The organism is Micromonospora sp. NBC_00330 (assembly GCF_036136635.1).
Lineage (GTDB): Bacteria > Actinomycetota > Actinomycetes > Mycobacteriales > Micromonosporaceae > Micromonospora > Micromonospora salmantinae.
In genome coordinates this window covers 1,187,614-1,206,407 of sequence record NZ_CP108012.1, presented here as the reverse complement: position 1 = coordinate 1,206,407, position 18,794 = coordinate 1,187,614, and the positions used below count along the sequence as shown (strand labels likewise).

Below are 18,794 nucleotides of genomic sequence, written 5' to 3'. Positions count from 1 at the left end.
GTCAACGCCGCACCCGATAGCGCAGGTGAAGCACCCGGTTGCCCTGAACCACCACGTCAGGATCCTCCAACAGGTGCTGCGCGTGCACCGACCCGAAGTAGCGCTTGCCGGACCCGAACACCACGGGTACGACGTCCATGCGCACCTCGTCGACCAGGCCCGCGGCAAGCACCTGGCCGCCGACGTCGCCAGCGGCGACCTCGACGATGCGGTCACCAGCGAGTTCCTGCGCCTTGGCCACTGCTGCCTTGACGCCGTCGACGAAGTGAAACGGCGCCTCGGGGTCCCAGCCCTCGGGCTTCGGCCGGTGCGTCACGACGACCACGTGGTCGATCCCGCTCGGCGGCTTCCCGTCCCAGCCGTCCGTCAGGTCGAAGACGCGGCGGCCGGCGATCGTCACCCCGATCTGGTCCCAGTACGGCCGGGTGTGGTCGTAGGACGCTTGTGACACCTTCAACACGCCACTGTCGTCCAGCGGGACGTCACCGCTGGTCAACCAGTCGAACAGCGGGCCGGGCTGGTCGTTCTCGTCCGCGATGAAGCCGTCCAGCGACACCGAGCCGTACAGGACTACTTCGCCCATGGGCGCGCTCCTCTGCTTGGGGATGCCCTCAGGTTAGAGTTTCGCGGGCTGTCGCTCTTGTAAGGAATCAATCGGTCGGTAGCGGCCAGCCGTCCAGCACGTGGCCGGGGTGTTCGCGCAGGAACCGCCGCCTGACCTCGACGTACCGGGTCGGTGTGAGCCCGGTGAAGGCCCGGAACTCGTGGCCGAAGTGGGCCTGGTCGAAGTAGCCGGCACCACCGGCGAGGTCGGCCCAGTCGATCGGTTCGGCCGGGTTGATCGAGAGCACGGTGGCGGCGAAGCGGTAGGTGCGGGCAAACCGCTTCGGCGTGACGCCGATGAGTTCCTTGAACCGCTGTGCCAGGTGGGTGCTGCTGACACCGGCGGAAACCCTCAGGTCGTCGATCGCCACCGCCCCGCTGGTGGCGGCGATGATGCGGCTCGTGTGGCGGACCAACCCCAGGCCAGCCGCCTCGCCCAGCCGTCGCGTCAGCTCCTCCTCGAGCAGCGTCAGCATCTCGTGAGGTCCCTCGGCCGTGGCCAGCCGGTCTCGCAGCTCAGCAGTGGCGGGCCGGCCCCACACCTGCTCAATCGTCGCCGGCCGGTCACACAGCTCCGCTGCGGGCATCGGCAGGAACGGTGCCATCCCCCACGGCTTGAAGTGCACGCCCACGGACCGGGTCCGGAGTGGGTAGCCGAACTCGAACGCGCGGGTGGGCGTGGTGACCACGCAGCCGTCGACGAACTCGGCCGTCTCGATGTCGGAGCCGGCACGAATGCGAAACGGTGCCCCGAGGTTGACGACGAGGAACGCCGCCGGACTTGCCGGCAGCGTCAGCCGGGCGTACGGCGGCGCACCCTCCAGGTAGTAAAGGTCGTCGATCAGCCCGTCCAGCGGCGGTCGCGGCAGTCTGGACACGTACTCCACGCCGACAGTATCGCCGACGTGCCCCCGGGAAACCTGGGTCACCACCAGTCGAAGTAGCGGCCTGCGTGGAAGATCCCCACGCCGATGGCGGCGACGATGCCGACCACGAGCACGACCGGAGCGATCACCACGCTGCCGGCCGCGATGCCGATGGCACCCGCGGCGATGGCCAGACCTGCCCCGATGCCGACGCCGCCGGCCACCACCCCGGGCGTGTCGCCGGCCTCGGCGGCCCGGTTCATGCTGACGTACGAGACGGCGGCCAGACCGATGCCACCGATCACCAGTCCGGCGGTCATCGCGCTGACGGTGGCGACAGTGGCACCGGGCACGGCGATGGCGTACAGCTCGAGGCCACCGCCGACCGCGCCGAGCGCGTCACCGACGCCCATCTCCCAGTCGCCGTGCTGGTAGTCGCCCCACAGGGCGAACGCCGACAGGCCGAAGCCGGCGATACCGAGCCCCTTGCCGAGCATGCCGGTCCGGCCGGGTAGTCCGCGCACGTGCTCCGGCGCCGTGGCACTGGCCGGAATGTCCCGCCCGCGTCCCGGGTTGGTCGCCGTGCGGATCGCGTTTCCGGCGCTGGCCGGCGCGTCGGTCTCGGTGATGATGACGGCCTGGGATCGCTTGCCGGCCATGGTGCCGGTCGGGTTGGCCTGGATCGCGGCGTCGGCGTCCCGGGTCGCCTCCCGGGCGATGTCACCGGCCTTGCCGTACCGGTCGGTCGTCTTGATCTGCTTGACCGTGGTGCTGGTTTCCAGGTCGTACTTCGCTGTGTTGTCGCGCCACGGCATGCCGTACAGCCATTCGAGGATGTTGCCGCGGAACGTTCCCCGGCCGCCCTTGAACTTGAAGTTCCAGATGAACTTCTCGGCGGCGGGCGCGGTGTGCGCGGCGGCCCCGCCGACGGCGCCGGGTGCGGCCGGCGCCTTGCCGGCGGAGTCGGCCGGCGGCGCGGCTGGCGGCGGTTCGGGTGGCGGGGCCGGCGCGGGTGGCGGCGGCTCGGCCGGTGGCGGCTCCGGTGGCGGCGGAGGCGGCGCCGGTTTCGGCTTGGGTGGTGCCGGAGGCGGCAGTACGGCGTGCAGCACCCAGGTGCCGCCCGGGTGCTCGGACCAGTTGCCTCCCTCCAGGTTGAGGGTGACGTTGGCCTGGTAGTAGATGACCGAGTTCTTGTTGTTGATCCGTGGGTCGAGTGTCGCGCCGTGGCTGCTGAGATAGCGGCGGAAGTCCTCCACCGTGGGGTTCTCGGACCCGGTGAAGTGGGACTCCGTGATGGAGATGTCGTGGGTTTCCGGCCCCTTGACGGTGGTGGGCTTGAACCCGGACGGGTCGACCATTCCCACCGGATTGTTGCGGCAGTACCGGAACAGGTTGCCCCCGTCGGCGAAGCCGCCCGGGTCGCTGCTCGCCCACCTGCCCAGCCACGGCACGTAGTACCGGGCCCCGGCGTAGCAGAAGCCGGTCTCGTCGTCCACCTCGTGGCCGCCGAAGCGGTACCGCTTCAGGCTGAGGTCGGCGCCCGGCCGGCCGTACCGGTACGCGGTAGTGCCGTACGGGTGGTACTCCTCGTAGGAGATCAGCACCCCGGTCGCGTCGGTCTCCAGCATGGCCGAGCCGACGTGGTTGGTGAGCTGGTAACGGATCAGCGGAACGCCGAGCGGGTTGGCCGGGTCGAAGCCGCCGACGTCGACGGTCTTGACGTCCACCTGGGCGACCGGGCCGGTGTCGTCGGCGATCGTGGTGCTCCACCGTTCGTGCTGGAGGGTGCCGGTGACCCGGTTGCGCCGCCGGAACACGGTGACCGCGCCCAGGAAGATCCATTCAAGTTGGACGCTGCCCGGCCGGTCCACGACCTTGCGCAGCCGCTGCCCGCTCGCGGCGTAGACGAATCGGGCTTCGCCACCGCCGCCGAGGTCGACCCGGCGGAGTTGGTCGTGGACGTTCCACTCCAGGGTCGGCAGGTGCGGCATGACGGTCAGGTTGCCGACGGCGTCGTGCGCGTACAGGGCCGAGTAGGGGCCGCCGTCGGCGTCGCCGGGAAGGCTCGTGGCGGCCAGCCGGTTCGTGGCGTCGGCCGGGTCGTCCTGGTACGCGTACCGGTGGTGCCGGGTCCAGCCGGCACCCACCCCGGCCTGCGTCCGGAACCGGTGCCGGAGCACTGTGAGGTTGCCCAGCGGGTCGTACTCGTACTCCTCGGTGTAGGCACGTACCGCGCCGGGATCGGTGAGGCTTCCGGCCGGCGGCACGTCGGTCCGGTCGCGGATCGCGTCGTTCGGCGCCCCGGCCAGTTCCCGCCCACTCGCCCGGACCAACTGGTAGAGCGGGTCGTACGCGTAGTCGCTGGCGGCCGGCACCGCCGCGTTGCCGAAGAAGGTGGGCGCGCCCGGCTCGGCCACCCGGGTGAGGTTGCCCACCGGGTCGTAGGTGTAGCGCAGGTCGCGCACCCCGGCGGTGAGCAGACGTTCCAACCGGAACGTCGTCGGGTCGTAGAAGTACTCGGTGACCAGCCCGTTGCCGTGCCGGGCGAACCGCCGCCGGCCCAGCGCGTCGTAGTCCTGCTCGGACAGGAACTCCACCTCAGCGCCCTGGCCGCGCAGCCGGGCGGTGAGCCGGCCCAGCATGCCGCCCTCGAGGTAGGTCGGTCGTAGCTCGGTGGCGTCGGGCAGGGTGACCACTGTCGGGCGGTTCACCGCGTCGTACTCGGCGGCGGTGCCGAAGACCTCGCTCTCCAGCAGTGGCGCCGCGGCGGCCAGCAGCGCCGCGTGGTCGGGCGCGGCGGCCACCGGCGACCAGTCCGGGCCGTCGACGTGGTCGGTGGCGAGTCTCCGTTCGGCGCGGCGCGGGTTGCCCTTGAAGTCCACCTCGGGCACCCGCACCTGGCCCGCCGGGTCGAACACCAGGTACGGCACGCCGTGCAGGCCCAGCGTCGCCGCGTCCGGATGGCGGTCGCCGAAGACCACGTACTGCACGCAGCGCTCCGCGCCGGCGGACTCGCTGACGTAGAGGCCGACGGGCCGGTGCAGGGCGTCGTACGTGGTGCGGAAGGTTCGGCCGTGTTCGTCCCAGATCCGGCGCACCCCGCCGAGAACGTCCTGGAACACCCACCGCTCGCCCTTCTCCGCGCTCCACGAGCGCACCCCCGCGCCGTGCATGGCGGTGGTCGCGTTGGCGATGTGCCGGCCCAGCGCGTCGTACCCGTCCGAGGACCGGCCGGTGAGGTCTCCCCTGGTGCGTACACCGAACCGCTGGCCGGCGCCCCGGTCGGCCACCGTGTAGACGGCCCGGCCGAGGCTGTCGAAGTGGATCACGGAGGGCGTGTCGGCGTGCGTGGCGGCGAGCCACGCGGCGCGGGTGGCCGGGTCGGCCGGTTCCGGATCGGACACGGCAGGGCTGCCCCGCTCGGCGTACCACTGGCTGTCGAGCACCGTGTCGTTGGCGTCGAACAACCGGTGCGACCAGGCAGTGGACTCGACCCGACTGAGGGTGCCGTCCGGATACCGGGTCAGCACGGCCCGGCCCAGCGGGTCGTAGTACCGAATCGCGGTGGCGCCGATCTCGCGCAGCGCCGCCGCGTCCTCGTACTCGTGGGTGGTGCTGAAGTAGGGCTGGTACCGCTTCACCGGGTTGCCCTTGTTGTTGACCACCGTGCGCCCGGTGCCGACCCAGCGCGGGTCGGCGTCGACCTCGACGGCCACCCCGTCCTCACCCACCTCCAGGGCCCTGCCCGGATGCACCCGCGACTTGGTGATCGCCACACCACCGGTGCCGGTGCTGTACTCGTAGCTCTCCAGCCAGCGCGTGTTGGTCGGGCCGTGCCGTTCCCGGTGCCGGCCCCGGCTGTACGCGGGCTGGCCGTTGACCACCCAGTTGAACGGGTCGTAGGTGAACGTCAACGTCGGATCGTCGAGCGTGTCGCCGTCCCCGGCGCCGGGCCGGCCGAGCAGCGCCGAGGCCACCACCCTGCCCAACTCGTCGTAACGCACCGCGCGGCGCTGCCCGTTCGGGTCGGTGACGAGGCTCGGGCCGAGCACCCGGTAGTCGTTGACCGCCGTGGTGACCGACCAGGCCGCCTGGTCGATGGTCACCCGCTCGGTGAGCAGGTGGTAGTCGTCGAAGGTGACCGCCGTCGCCATCCCCAGCGCGTCCCGGGCCCCGTTGGACACGTAGAAGTGGGCGGCCGGATCGGCTGGATAGCGCAGCTCGCCGGAGGGGATCCACCAGTCCGGGCCGCCGTCGAGGTGCACGTAGCCGGCGGCGGCCAGGTCCGCGTCGGTCACCGCAGTGCCGTAGCCGGCGGCCAACACGGCCGGGGTGAAGGCAAGGTGGTACGTCTGGTGCCCCAGCCCCAGGCTGTCCCACTGACCGGCCGGCAGCGGCGTCAGCGCGTTGTCCCGGAACCGCACCTGCGACCGGGACAGCAACCGCCGCTGCGCGCTGACCTCGTCGGCCACCACCTCGTACCCGATCGGGGTGGCCGCGGCGAACCCGGCGAGCAGTTCGGCGCGGGTGAACAGCGGGCCGGCCGGGGCCAGCCCGGTCAGTTCGTGCCCGAGGGCCTCGTACGCGGCGCGGATCCGGTACGCCGGCACCGGCAGCGTCTCGTCGATGTCCGGGGTGTACCACTGCTCGCCGTACGTGACGTGACGGCGCCGCTGTTCGGCGGTCACCTCGGCGGGCAGCTCCGGATCGGGTGTGGTGCGGCCGTAGACCACCGCGGCGGCCTGGACGACGGTGCCGTACGGGCCGAGGACCAGGTTGAGCCGGTGGCTGATCCGGGGCTCGTCCGGCTGCCGGTCGTAGGAGAGGCTGACCGCCTCCCGCTCGACGGCGACGAACACCCGCGCGTCCAGCCGCTGCACCTGGTACGTCTGCTCGACCACCCCGTACGGGTGCTCCTGCGCGGCGCTGCCGTCGTACGAGTACACCTCCTGCCGAAGCGGCAGGCCGCGCAACGCCCGCCGGCTCTCTCGCAGCTCGGTGGCGGAGACTCCGGCCGGCAGCTCCGCGGTGGGCAGGTGCCGGCCGGCGTACCACTCGGCGGAAAGGTCGACAGGCGCGCCGGTGTGGTACCAGGTCTTCGTGGTGACCGGTGGCTGGAACAGCTCGGGCGAGGTGTCCTGGTTCCCGTCGACCGCCTCGACGCCCAACACGTGGTCCACGAACGACTCGCCGTCGATCTGCTCGACCATGCCGAAACCGGCGAACTCCCGCTCGACGCCGTCGTAGTGCCCGTGGTGGTAGCGGTAGCCGGTGACCAGCCGGGTCCCGGTGATCCGGTCCACCTGTTCCACCCGCTCGACGACCTGCACCGGAAACGGCAGCCCGGTAGCCCACGGCTGGCCGGCTCGCCGGTCGGCGAGCTGGAAGGCGGTGGAAGCGGCGTACCGGATGGTGGTCTCGCCGCCCAGGTTGTTCACCACCCGGGTGAGCAGGTGCGGCTTGCCGTCGGCGGCCAGGTTCAGGTAGCGCACCGGGCCGGCGGCGTCGCCGGGCAGCGGCGACGACCACACCAGGCAGCCGGTGCCCGTGCCCAGCAGGTCGGTCACTGTCACAGTCGAATCGGGTGTGACATGCGGCAGGTCGGGCAGCTCGGCGGGGGCCGACCAGCCGTTGCCGGACTGGTTGTACCAGAGCCGGATCTCGCGCCGGCCCAGGTAGCACAGGTCCATCGCCCCGGTGCCGTCCACGTCGGTGAGGAGCACCCGGGCCGGGTCGAACTCGTCCAGCCCGGTGAACCACGGCGCGTCGTCCATCTCGACAGTGGCGCCGAATCGTCCGTAGCCGACGTTGGGCCAGTAGCAGACGGAACCGTCGCGGACCCGGACCAGGTCGGTGAGCCCGTCGCCGGACATGTCGGCGAGGAAGATGCTCTGCCGGTCGTCGGAGCGCAGCAGCCGCGGCCCACGGTCCTCGTCGGCGGGCCAGAGCACGGGCCGCGCCGGGCCGTACCCCGCCTCGGCCAGCGACTCGTGCCAGGCCAGCACTGTGTCACCGGCGATCAGCAGGTCGGCACGGCCGTCTCCGGTGAGGTCCAGCAGCAGCAGGTCGGGGCTGGCCCAGTCGAGGGCGGGCAGCTCGCTGAACGGCTGGAAGCCGGACCAGCCGCCGTCGTCGGTGCGGCGGACGAAACCGGCCGGTACGGTGCCGAGCTGGACCAGCTCGATCCGCCCGTCACCGTTCACGTCGACCAGTTGTTGGCGTCCGCCGGCCAGGTCGGTCAGGGACGGCACTGTGGGCAGCGCGGCGACCGGGCCGATCCGGCCGGCACCGAGGTTCGGCCGGTAGTAGAGGGCACCCTCGTGCCCGGTCAGCACCCCGGCGAGCCCTTCCCCGTCCAGGTCCACCCACAGCTCGGTCCGCCCGTCCACGCCGGCCGGCAGGTTCTCCAGGCTGCCGCGCTCCAGTTCCCGGGTCGTCGCTGCGATGGTTGCCGGTGTGTATTCGAAGGTCACCGGGGGCAGTGCGGCGCTGGTGTGCCCGCCGCCGGCGGCCGGGGCGTAGCCGCGCTGGGTCGCCTCGACCAGTGTCGACAGCACCGGCCCGGTGGCGTATTCCAGCTCCACCGCGCGAACCAGGCAGTTCGCGCCCACCTCCGGCTCGTCCGGGAAGTGATGGAACATCAGGATCCGGCGGCACAGCCGGTACGTGCGGACCTCGAATCCCGCGCGGTAGGTGGAGAACGGGTCCGGCCGGCAGGTCCAGTCTCCGGTGTCAACAGGAAGCGGGGTGTCCGGGTGGTGCTCGCCGTAGTCGAGCACCACCTCGAACAGCCAGCCGGCGTCGGCGATCTGGGTCGGCGTCAGGTCCACCGGGCGTCGGCCGTCGGGGTCGAGCAGCGGCACCGTGTTGCCGTACCGCACCGACTTCAGGTAGCGGTTGACGTTCCGGTCGGCGCGGTGCCGCTCGTGCGGCCGGTCCAGGTCCAGGCCGGCGGTGTCCTCGGCCTTGTACGTGTAGCTGACCGCGTTGCCCCGATCGTCGCGGGTCTCGCAGAGCAGCCAGGTGTGCACCCGCCCGCCCAGCCCGATGCGGGAGCCGCCGTCGCGGCCATACACGGCCAGCAGGTTCGACCCGGACAGGGTGCGCCAATGCACGTCACCATCGGAGTCCCGGGTCCACCGCTCGATGCGGGCGAACGCCCCCTCGGTCCGTGGCCGGAACCGCTGCACCGTGTGCCCGGCGACCGGAGTGCCGCCAGGCACCGGGATCAGGTCGTCCTCCCCGGACAGCAGGAAGGTGTCGGTGTCGTCGTAGCGGGGCAGACCGCGGTCGGTGCGCCGGCTGATCGCCGGCACGGGCATCTGCCAGCCGAGGCCGAACGGGCCGTTCCCGGCACCCGAGTCGTAGCTGAGTGTCAGGTCGGGTTGGAACCCGGACCGGCCGCCGCTGACCGGGATGGGAACGGACATGCCGCCGGTCCCGGTGACCGGGTGGGCGGCGAACGTCTCGCCGATGGCCCGGATCGCGCCGCCGCCGGTGGGCAGGCTGATCGCCGGTCCGCCGAGTCCCGGCCCGGTCGCGCCCCGACCGGCCGGCGGCGAACCGGCGCCGGTCGCGTCGGTCGGCGGCCCGCCCGGTCCGAATGCCCCACCCGCTCCCCCGGAAGCGCCGGCGCCGGTCGGATCGGCGGAGCCGCGCCACCGGGAGCCGGGCGCCGGCCCCCACGATCCGCCGCCGACCGGGTAGCTGGTCGTCACCGCGCCCCCTCAGCCGTCGAGCCGGTAGTGCAGCAGGACGACCAGGTCGGTCAGGCCGTCCGGGTCGGCCGCCAGCGTGACCGGGGTGCCGAGAACAAGCGGATCGGACTGCCCCACGCACTGCCGCAGGTCGGCGTCCCGGTTCAACGTCACCGGATCACCGGCCACCGTGAGGTCGTACGTCCCGGGATCACCGTCCACCCGGGCGTACCAGGTCACCTGGTCCACCACCGGCTGGTGGTCACGGGCGAGGTACGGCAGGTGCTCCGGGCCGATGGTCAGCGCGGTGCTCTGCTGCTGGGTGAGCTGCCACCACTCGTCCGGGAAGTGGTGGCGCAGGCTGTATGCCTGGTACAACCCCGTCCGGCCGGCGTCGACAAGCATCTCGTTGAGCGCCTCCCGCAGGGAGTCCTCGACCAGGCCGCGCAGCGTCGAGCCGCCGTCGCGGGCCGTGTACCGCAGGTGCAGGATGATGTCGCTGATGCTGTCGTAGTCGAACTGGCGGACTGCCGTCGGCAGTTCCAGGCGCCAGGTGCCGATCGCGCCCTTGCCCTCGAACGGCAGGTAGCGGTCGTCGGCGAAGTTCAGCTCGAACATGCCGCTGTCACTGAGGCCGCTGCTGGTCGCTATCGACTCGATCCCGCCCACGTTGTACGCGAACCGCTCGTCGCCGGGCACCTCGGTGTACTTGTCCTTGGCGCTGGTGGCGCCCTGCCGGGCCGCGGTGGCGGTCCGGTACCGGTTGCCGATCAGGGAGAGCTTCGCGGTGACCGGCGTGTACGGGCCGGCCACGCACGGGATGGACAGGCTGACAGTGCGCAGCCGGCGGAAGTAGTGCCCGGGGTGGTCCAGGTCGAACAGCGCCTCCGGCACGTTGACCACGCAACTGCCGGTGGCCCGCAGCTCGATCAACGCCGCCGGGTCGAGCTGTGCCAGCGAGACGTGCCGGGTCAGCTCGCGCTCGCGGCTGTGCCGGTCGAGGTAGGCCACCTCCATCCGCTTCAGGTCGTGGCGCAGCGCGTCGGCCACCGTCAGCCCCTTGCGCAGGCTGTCCCAGTAGCCGGGTTGCAGGAACGTGGCCTCGCTGCCCAGCTCGTGGGCGAAGCACCGCTCGGCCTTCTTCGCCACGTCGAAGGCGAGCTGGTACGCACCGAAGTAGACGGAGCTGGCCCGGCTCACCATCCACTGGTACAGCTCGGTGTTCGTGTACTTGCCGCGCAGGTACTCCTCGGTGGCCCGGGCGTTGTCGGCTTCCCGGTCGTGCGCCGCCAGCTCGTCGGTGAGCATGGCCACGTGCAGCCGCCCGGTGAGGAGTTGCTGGTCGAGCTGGGTCAGTTCGAGACCGGCCAGCGCCGCCTGGTGCTCCCAGTCGTCCATCCGGCGGCGGTAGCCGCCCTGGTTGGCGGCCATCCCGGCGGCCTTGTCCAGGGCCCGGGCGATCGCCTCCAGGGTCATCACCGCCGAGTCGGCGGCGGCACCGACCTTGTCCCCGCCGAGGGTGAGGGTCACAGTGGGTGAGCCACCGAAGCCGGCCCCGCCGGCGGTGAAGTTGGGAATCAGCTTCAGCCCCCCGGACAGGATGTAGCCCACCATGATCGCGGTCTCGCCGAGCAGCGACACCCCGGACAACGCGGTGGCGGTGATCTCCCAGGCGTTCATGTACGGCCGGCCGGCGTAGTAGCGTTGCCGCTCCTCCACCACCTTGCGGCTCAGTTCCAGCGCCGCGACGTTGCCCTCGGCCTCCGCGATGGTGGCGAGCTTGACCGCCCGTACCGCGTCGAGCAGGGCGATCTCCTGGCCGGCGCGCAGCCGGACGAGGTGCTCGGCGTCCCGCTTCTCCATGGCCGCGAGCAGCCCGCCGCCCAGCTCACCGACGTACCCGACGAGTTCGGTGGCCTTCTGGGCCAGCACCCGGAACCGGTAGTTCGGCAGCGGTGCGCCGAGCCCGGCCAGGAACGACGAGACGGACATGCCGGCGGCGGCGGCCCGGACCAGCGCCCCCGGGTCGATCGGCGGCGAGAACAGGGCGAGCATGCTCTCCACCCCGTCGATGTTCTGGCAGTTTCGGATCTTGAACAGCCGGTCGGCGATCAGGTCCCACAGCCGGAGCATCTCCTCGTTGGGCGGTATGCAGAAGTACAGCGCCGAGTAGCTCAGCGGGCTGGGCAGTTCCGCCCCGCCGTGCGGCAGCAGGTCCAGGTCGGGAATCAGGTTCTCCAGGTCCAGCAGCGCGTTGCCGAACAGGTCGACCTTGGCCTGGAGCTGGTTGACGGTGGCCGGAGCCGGGCTCACCAGCGGCGGCACCACGCTCGGCTTCGGCCCGAGCAGTTTGTCGGCCAGGATGTAGAGCTGGGTGGCCTGGGTGACGGACTCCCGGGTGAACTGCCGGAACAACTGGTCACCCCAGTCGACCAGGTTCTTGATGTAGCTGACCACCACGGCGAGCTGGTAGGCGACCGGCCGGCTGCGGGCCACCACGTGCGGGTTGAACGGCTTCCCCCGCCACTGCTCCACAGCGAACTTCAGGTCGGTGATGCTGGCCCCCGACGGGTCGGCTGCGATCGCCGTGAGGATGTCGCCGATCCGCTGGTCGAGCAGCTCGGGCACTCCGGTCTGGAAGAACGGCTTGGTGACCCAGTACTTCTGCGGGGCGGCGGCGCCGTCGGCGGTGCCGACCGGGTTGAAGATGTGGTGGAACCAGTTCCGTGCCTCGGCGAACCGCTGGTCCCGGTTGAGTCGCAGCGCGATGTCGAACGGGAGATGGTAGAACAGCTCCCAGTTGTAGCCCGCGTACGCGCCGTCGGAGGCGAAGTCCAGGTCCTCCACCGGGTACGGCGACACGACCACCGGCTCCGGCTGATAGGTGGCAGCGAAGTCGAAGCCCGTGTTGGTGAGCTGGGTGGTCCGACTCAGCATCGCCGGCACGCCCGACCGGTAGACGGTGGCCCGTAGGAAACACAGCAGCGGGTGGTAGAAGTTCGCGAACCTCACCCCGTACGACAGGGTGCCGTAGACCTCGAACTCGGCGATCAGCCGGTGGTACTCCGCGTCCTCGGTCATCGCCTGCACGGCGGCCGCGAGGTCGTGCGCCGGGTCCTCGGCGTATCGGCGCAGGTACTCGGTGAGCAGCGCCAACACGTCGCTGGCGAACTCGTCCACGTCGCTGTACGTCTTCTCGATCCGGTCCGCCGGGTCCTCGGCACGCCGGTCGTAGAAGCCCGGGATGATCACGTAACCACGGTCGTAATCGCCGTAGAAGTACGGCATCAGGGTGCCCAGTGGCAGTACCGGCCGGCGGTCGTGGGTGCCTCGGACGCTCTGCGCCATCCCCAGCAGCATGATGATCCAGTCGAGCAAGGACATCTGCATGGGGTACGTCACCCGGAACCGGCCGGGCGTCTGCGCCACCAGCGTCTGGAACGCGCCCATCAGCGGGGTGCTGATCGCCAGGTCGTTCTGTTCCCGGAAGACCAGTTCGGTGAACCGTTCGGCCAGCAGCTCGGTGTCCTTGAACACCGGCGACAGCAGCAGGTTGCCGGAACCGCCGCCCGGCACCGGCTCCGGATAGCCTCGGCAGCCGGTCAACGCGAACGAGCCGACGAACTCGGTGCCGGTGAGCACGCTGATCGCCTGGCCGGCCGCTCCGGCCGCGTACGCGAAACAGGTGAACTCGTCCGCCGCGGGGAGGTCCTCCCGGTAGCCGCTGGCCGGGTAGTACAGCGCGTCCTTGGAGATCTTCTTCGGCTGCCAACGGTCCTGCGTCCGCTCGCCGATGGCCAGCTGGATCCGCCACCGCCGGCGCGGCCGCTCCGTCTCCGTGCCGCCCGGCGGGATGCCGTCCGGGTCCGGAATCTGTGAGGTCTGCGCCGTGTCCGTCTCCTGCGTGAAGACCGGCCAGGCCAGTGTGAGCCGGCTGTTGCGGTCGAAGGCGAGCAGGTGGTCACCCGCGATGTCCAGCGGCACCCGCCGCCACGGCGTCCAGTACCGCTCCCGCTCGAACTGTCGGTGGTAGTACACCGTCGGGTCGCCGCCCCGGGTGCGGGCGAACACGTGCATGAGATACCTGTCGTGCTGGTAGTAGCAGGCCATGACGTCCAGGTGCGCCAGGTCGTCCAGCTTCTCCAGGTACGCGATGGTGGCGTTCTCCACCGCCAGGTCGGTCAGCTCGTCCTGCTGCAACTGGTCGTCCAGCTCGGTGAAGAGCTCCGACTTGTCGTCCCGCAACTCCGGCAGGATCCAGTTCTCCGGATACAGGAAAATCTTCCGGTTGGCCTCCCACACCCGGTAGTTGGCCATCCAGTTCCACTGGTCCCAACCCGGATCCTCGGTGACCGCCGCGACGCTGTCCGGCTCCAGGCCCAGCAGGCAGCGCTGCACGAACAACTGAACTGTGGCGTGGGCCTGCACGATGCGCGACGTCGCCATGCAGGCGCCCATCTCGACATCGATGAGGAAGTGGTCGTACAGGTCGTTGGTGTCGCGCAGCCCCGGGTTCTCGGCCAACAGGTACGCGACCAGCGCGTCCCGTTTGGCCACCCGCAGCCGGTCCTGCACCCCTTGGAGCACCCCGAACCACTCGGCCTCGGCGTAGCGCGCCTTCAGGGCCTGCCGCATGGTGGCCGCCCCCGCCGCCGTGGTGACGGGCTGGCCCAGCGGCACCGCCGCCGCCACCGGTAGGCCCAGCCGGCGCAGCACTGTGAGCGCCTGGGCCAGCCGCTGGATCGTCGCCGGCGACCGGTACGCAGTGAGGTTCACCGCCGACAGTTCGAGGTGAGCGTCCAAGTCAGCTAGCACTGTGGCGTCCCAGCCGCCGAGCTGCGCCAAATGGGTGTGGACCTGCGCGGCGGTGGTGCCGGCCGCCAGGACCAGGTCGAACAGCCCGTACACCGTCCACGGCGCGGTCGCGTCCAGCGGGTTCGCCACCGGCGGGTAGGTGCGGGCCAGCTCGACCCCGGCGGCCAACCGGATCCAGTCGGCCAACGGGACCGGCGGCCGGCCGGTCTGGTAGGGCACCTGGTCCGGGGCCAGCCAGCCGAGCGACCCGGCGTTCGTCAGCAGCCAGCCGAGGTCCGCGTCGGGCACCGTCAGGTGCTCGACGAGCCGGCTCAGCACGTGCAGCAGGCGCAGTGCCCGGTACTGCTCGTCGAACCCGGCCGGGGTGACCGCCGGCGGCGCGGGCGGCTCGTTCGCCAGGTCCACCAGCGCGTCGTCGGTGAGCACCGCGAGCAGCGGCCGGGTCAGCTCCGCGCCGGCCAGCACTGTCGCTGCGGCGTCCGCCGAGAACCCGAAGGTGTCGGCCACCGCCGCCACCGCCAACTCCCGCTTGGTACGGGTGTACGCGTAGCTGGACAGGGCAGTGGTGATGGCCAGCAGCAGCGTGGTCTGCTGGGCCTCGGTGGGGTTGGCCACGATCGCCGCTGTTATCGGTGTGGTGTCCACCAGGGCGGCGAGCTTCGCGTCGACGAACTGCGCCGGGGTGGTCACCGCATCGGTCCAACCACCGTCCATGATCGAGGCGAAGCCGGCCAGGTCCGCCTCGGTCATCCCGGGCACTGTGGCCAACAGGGCACGCATGCCCGGCAGGTTCTCCTCGGGGGGCGCCGCCGGGTCGACAGCGGGTCGGGTCGCCGCGTACCCGCTCTGGTAGCCGGCCTGCAATCCGGTGAGCACCGCGGTCAGCGTCTCGTCCGGCAGGTCCCGCGCGGCCAGGTCGTCGGCAACGTGTCGGAGCAGGTAGCGCAGGTCCGCCGGGCGGATGCCGGTGCCGGCCCGGGCGGCGTCGAACAGTTCGACGAAGTCCAGCGCGGCGGCCGGTGCGGTGAGCGGATCCGACCCGATCAGATCCTTCATGATCAGGTACTCGGTGGTGGTGAGCCCGAGCGCCCGGGCCAGCAGCGTCCCGGCGTACACCGCGTGCAGGCCGACGTTGCTGACGATCGCCGGGGCCGGAAGGTCGGCCACCAGCAGCGCGGTGTCCGCCGTCGTGGCACCCAGGCAGGTCGCCAGGTACGCCTCGTGCGCCGACAGCGGAGCGCCCGAGCCGGGTGTGGTCAGCTCCGCCTGCTCGTTGGCGAGCACGTTGGCCGGCTCGAACGCTTCGAGGACCGGGCCGTTCGCCGTGTTGCGGAACACCTCGGCGTACCGCGCCTCGTCCAGCGGCGCGAACAGGTCGACCACCTCGGGCAACGGCAGCCCGAGCCGCGCCGCCAGCCGGTGCAGCGCCGCCACCGCGACCAGGAGGTCGTCGTCCAGGGCACCCCCGCCCAGCGCGTCGGCCCGGATCGCCCGGTCCAACAGCGGCGGCGTCCACCCGGTGCAGGCCGGCGCGCGCAGCAGGCGCAGGAACCGGTGGATCCGGTCCAGGCGCGCGTCGGTGAGCTGCTGGATCCGCTTCGCGCTGAGGTCGGACCCGGTGTCCAGGTGCTTGACGAACATGGCGTTCCCGGGATTGACCCAGGCCAGCGCCAACAGCTCGGTCAACTCCCGATAGTCCAGGCGCGCCCGAGCGAGGAAGTTGTCCACCCGGGCGATGCCGCCCAGCGCGCCGAGTGGCGCCGTGTTCCAGATGTCGTCCTGAGCGGCCGGGTCGGCGGTGACCACCAACTGCCGCTGCGCGTCGCTGATCCCCAGCTCCTCGGCCGCGATGGCCTCGTCGCTCGGGCCCGCCGACCGGCGCAGCGCCCGCATCACGTCGGCCCGGGCGATGTCGAACTGGGCGAAGTAGCTGCGGGTCTCCTCGTGCGCCAGGTCGAACGGCAGGGCGAACGCGTACCGGCTGCCCGCCAACAGGGCGTAGGCGGCGGCATTCACGTACTGCGGCGCGGCCGCCAACTCCAGCGCGGTGCCGGTGGTCTGACGCAGTCGGCGCACGAACCACCCGCCGGCCCCGTCCGGGGTCGCCTTGGCCACCACGCCGACGTCCCGTACGACGCGGGCCCCGGCCAGGTCCGGCTCGTACACGAGCGATCGGTCGGTGAACGGCCATCCCTGGCCCTGCAACAGGCTCAGCAACCCGGCCGACGGCGCCTCCACCGGATCGACGCCACCGCTCAGCGGACCCCCGAACGCCAGGCCCGCGTCCGGCGCCACCGCCTCCTCCAGCAGCTCGCACACCAGATCCAGGTAGGGCAACGGAAGGTCGGTGTTCTCGCAGCTCAGATCCAGGTCGCCGAGGTCCGGCCGGCGACCGTACAGGACGTCCCGGGCGACCTTGGTGGCCGGACCGGGCGTGTCGGCGTCGGTGACCAGCCGGTTGCCGAGGAACTGAAGAACGTCCACCAGGTACGCGGCGGCGCTGTGCACGCTGCGGCACGGCTCGCAGTAGCTCGAGTCGGCGAGCTGGAACAGGCTGCTCAGGTTGGGAAAGTCGGCGCTGACAGGGGTGAGGTCCGGGGCCGCCGAGCCGCCCAGGGCCCGGACCGGCAGCGCCCGCGCCGCGCTCTGGAGTTCGCCGGCCAGCAACCCGCTCGCCACGTGCACGTCCACGGCCCGGCGATACACCGACCGGGCCTGCTCGTCGGTGAACCGGCCGGTGTTCACGGCGGTGGCCACGAACCGCGTCTCGCCGAGGGCGTGGATCCGGGCCGCCGACGGCACTTCGGCCGCCAGCAACGCCGTCGTCTGCCGATAGGTCGGCGCCAGCTTGAAGATCCGCTGCGCGGCCTTGAGCGCCGGCCGCCCGGTCCGCAGCCGCTCCGGGTGGTCCCGCAGCAGCCGCTCCACGTTGCCCGTCGCGAGGTCGAAGTCCGGATTCGCGGTGAGCAGTTCGAGCACCGCGTCCCGGTGCCCACCGAAGGCGCGCTCGGCGGCGCTGGCCCGCTCGTCGGTGCCGGGCTGTTCGGTCTTGCCGGCCTGCTCGTCGGGGTCGGCCCGTCGACCGGGCCCCGGCCGATCGCCGCTGCCGTCGGATCGTTCGGCGTCGTCTGCGTCTGCGTCTGCGGTGCCGACCACGGTGCCCGCGTCGCGTTCGAGCTGCGCGGTGAAGGCCGTGGTGGGATAGCGCCTCTCCAGCTTGCGGGCCAACGCGCCGGCGTGCAGGTCGATCAGCTCCGGCCGGACCGGCTGACCGGCGACCCGGACATCAGTGGTGCTGTCCCGCAACACCCGCCGCCAGTCCGCCGGGGCCAGCCGGGCCAGCCGGCGTACGTCGGCCGCCCCCTCGATCCCCTCGTGGTCGCGGACCCGGTCGACAATCGTCTCGTCGTAGCCCAGCACGTCGGCCAGCACGCTCGCCGCGCCGGCCGCCTCGGCGGCCGACCGGTCGGGAAACGCCGCAGCCTCGGCCAGCCGGGCGATCAGCCCGGGCAGGTCACCGGCGGCGTCGGCGGCGAGGAGACTCTGCACCCGCTCGTGCGCGCCGTCGGCGAGGAACCGCTCCACCCGCCCGTACAACACCTTCGGTCGTTCCTGCGCCACGTACTCCTTGGCCTCCGGCCGTACCCGGGCCAGCATGGCGAGGATCCGGTCCAGCTCGCCGAGCAGGTCCTCGGGAACGAACCGATGGCGCACGGCGTCGGCGACGGCGTTCCGGACGGTGTGCTCGTCGAGCAGGGCGATGTCGTAGTACAGCGGCCGCAGCTCGGTGTTCAGATCGACGTCGAACCGCGCGAGTGCGGCGCCGGTGCGGCTCGTGGTCAACAGCGTCCGCTCGGCGAACAGCGCGTAGCCGAACACCGCCGGCAGCTTGTAGGACGCGGCCAGTTTCTGCGCCACACCGAAGTGCGCCAGCGCCGTCGCGGGCAGTCCGGTCTCGGCGGCCAGGAACGTCACGTCCTCGGCCTCGTCGTCCTGCCGCAGCTCGTACAGCGGGACCTGGCCGAGCAGCGGAACGATCGTGGCGAGGATCCGCTCGTACTCACTGCGTTCCCGGTCCCCGCCACCGGACAGATCCACTGTGAGCACGGCCAGCTCGGGGGCGTTGAACAGCACCGCGCTCAGCGGCGGATCGGACAGGAGGCGATCACCAGCGGACACCCTGACGAACAGGTCAGCGGACTGCTTCTCCGAGCGGGTGAACCGGTCCCGCGAATAGTCGACGCGATACAGCCCGTCGTCCCCCGTGGTCGCCTCGCCGAGCTGCTCGGCGTCTCGCAGGTCCCGGTCGAACGCGCCGACCGTCAGAGCGTTCGCCGGCTGCCCGTCGACCCAACGCACCCGACCCACCACGACGAACCGGGACGGCGGCTCGGCAAGCACCATCTGCACCGCGTCCCGGGTCGCCCCGTCCACAGTGCCGGTCACCGGCAGCTTGTGCGCCCGTTGGAACTCAGCCACCCCACGCCGGGTGGTCGGCCCGTACCGGGCGTCGACCAGTTCGTCGGTGGCGATGTCGACGGGCATCCGCAGCAGCGCGGTGTGCAGCCGCCGGACGTCGTCGCTGGGGCGGTGCCGGCGCGAGCCCATCGGGGTGGTCATGAGCATCTCCGATCGTCCAACAGCCGGCGACGGCGGCTGTCTGACGCCGGTGCGACCGGGAGCTACCTGGCATCCTGCGGATCGGAGGTGCCCGCCAGCATCGCACTGTCCAAGATCCGCCTTCCCGTCTGGCTGATCGGCAGCGGGCACTGCCGGTACGGCCGGTGGCGGAGCCGCCGGGGCGCAACGGCCG

At 71.6% G+C, this 18,794-nt stretch carries 4 protein-coding genes; all 4 read right to left on the bottom strand.

The genetic code is table 11. The annotated features are described in order from the left end of the window. Position 1 precedes the first annotated feature (1 nt). Entirely contained in the window at positions 2-583 is a 582-nt protein-coding gene (locus tag OG598_RS05305; RefSeq protein ID WP_328653298.1) for a dihydrofolate reductase family protein, read from the bottom strand. 67 nt (positions 584-650) lie between these two features. Next, entirely contained in the window at positions 651-1,490 is an 840-nt protein-coding gene (locus OG598_RS05300) for a helix-turn-helix domain-containing protein (RefSeq protein ID WP_328653297.1), read from the bottom strand. Positions 1,491-1,528: 38 nt separating this feature from the next. Next, positions 1,529-9,187 carry a SpvB/TcaC N-terminal domain-containing protein gene (locus OG598_RS05295; protein WP_328653296.1) on the bottom strand — a complete coding sequence of 2,553 codons (7,659 nt, stop codon included), beginning with the start codon at positions 9,185-9,187 and terminating at the stop codon, positions 1,529-1,531. A 9-nt stretch (positions 9,188-9,196) separates the two neighbouring features. Beyond that, positions 9,197-18,601 carry a neuraminidase-like domain-containing protein gene (locus tag OG598_RS05290; protein WP_328653295.1) on the bottom strand — a complete coding sequence of 3,135 codons (9,405 nt, stop codon included), beginning with the start codon at positions 18,599-18,601 and terminating at the stop codon, positions 9,197-9,199. Between the last annotated feature and the right edge of the window lie 193 nt (positions 18,602-18,794).

Coding starts and splice junctions, on each gene's coding strand:
- OG598_RS05305 (WP_328653298.1), bottom strand. CDS start 583: ATGGGCGAAGTAGTCCTGTACGGCTCGGTGTCGCTGGACGGCTTCATC.
- OG598_RS05290 (WP_328653295.1), bottom strand. CDS start 18,601: ATGACCACCCCGATGGGCTCGCGCCGGCACCGCCCCAGCGACGACGTC.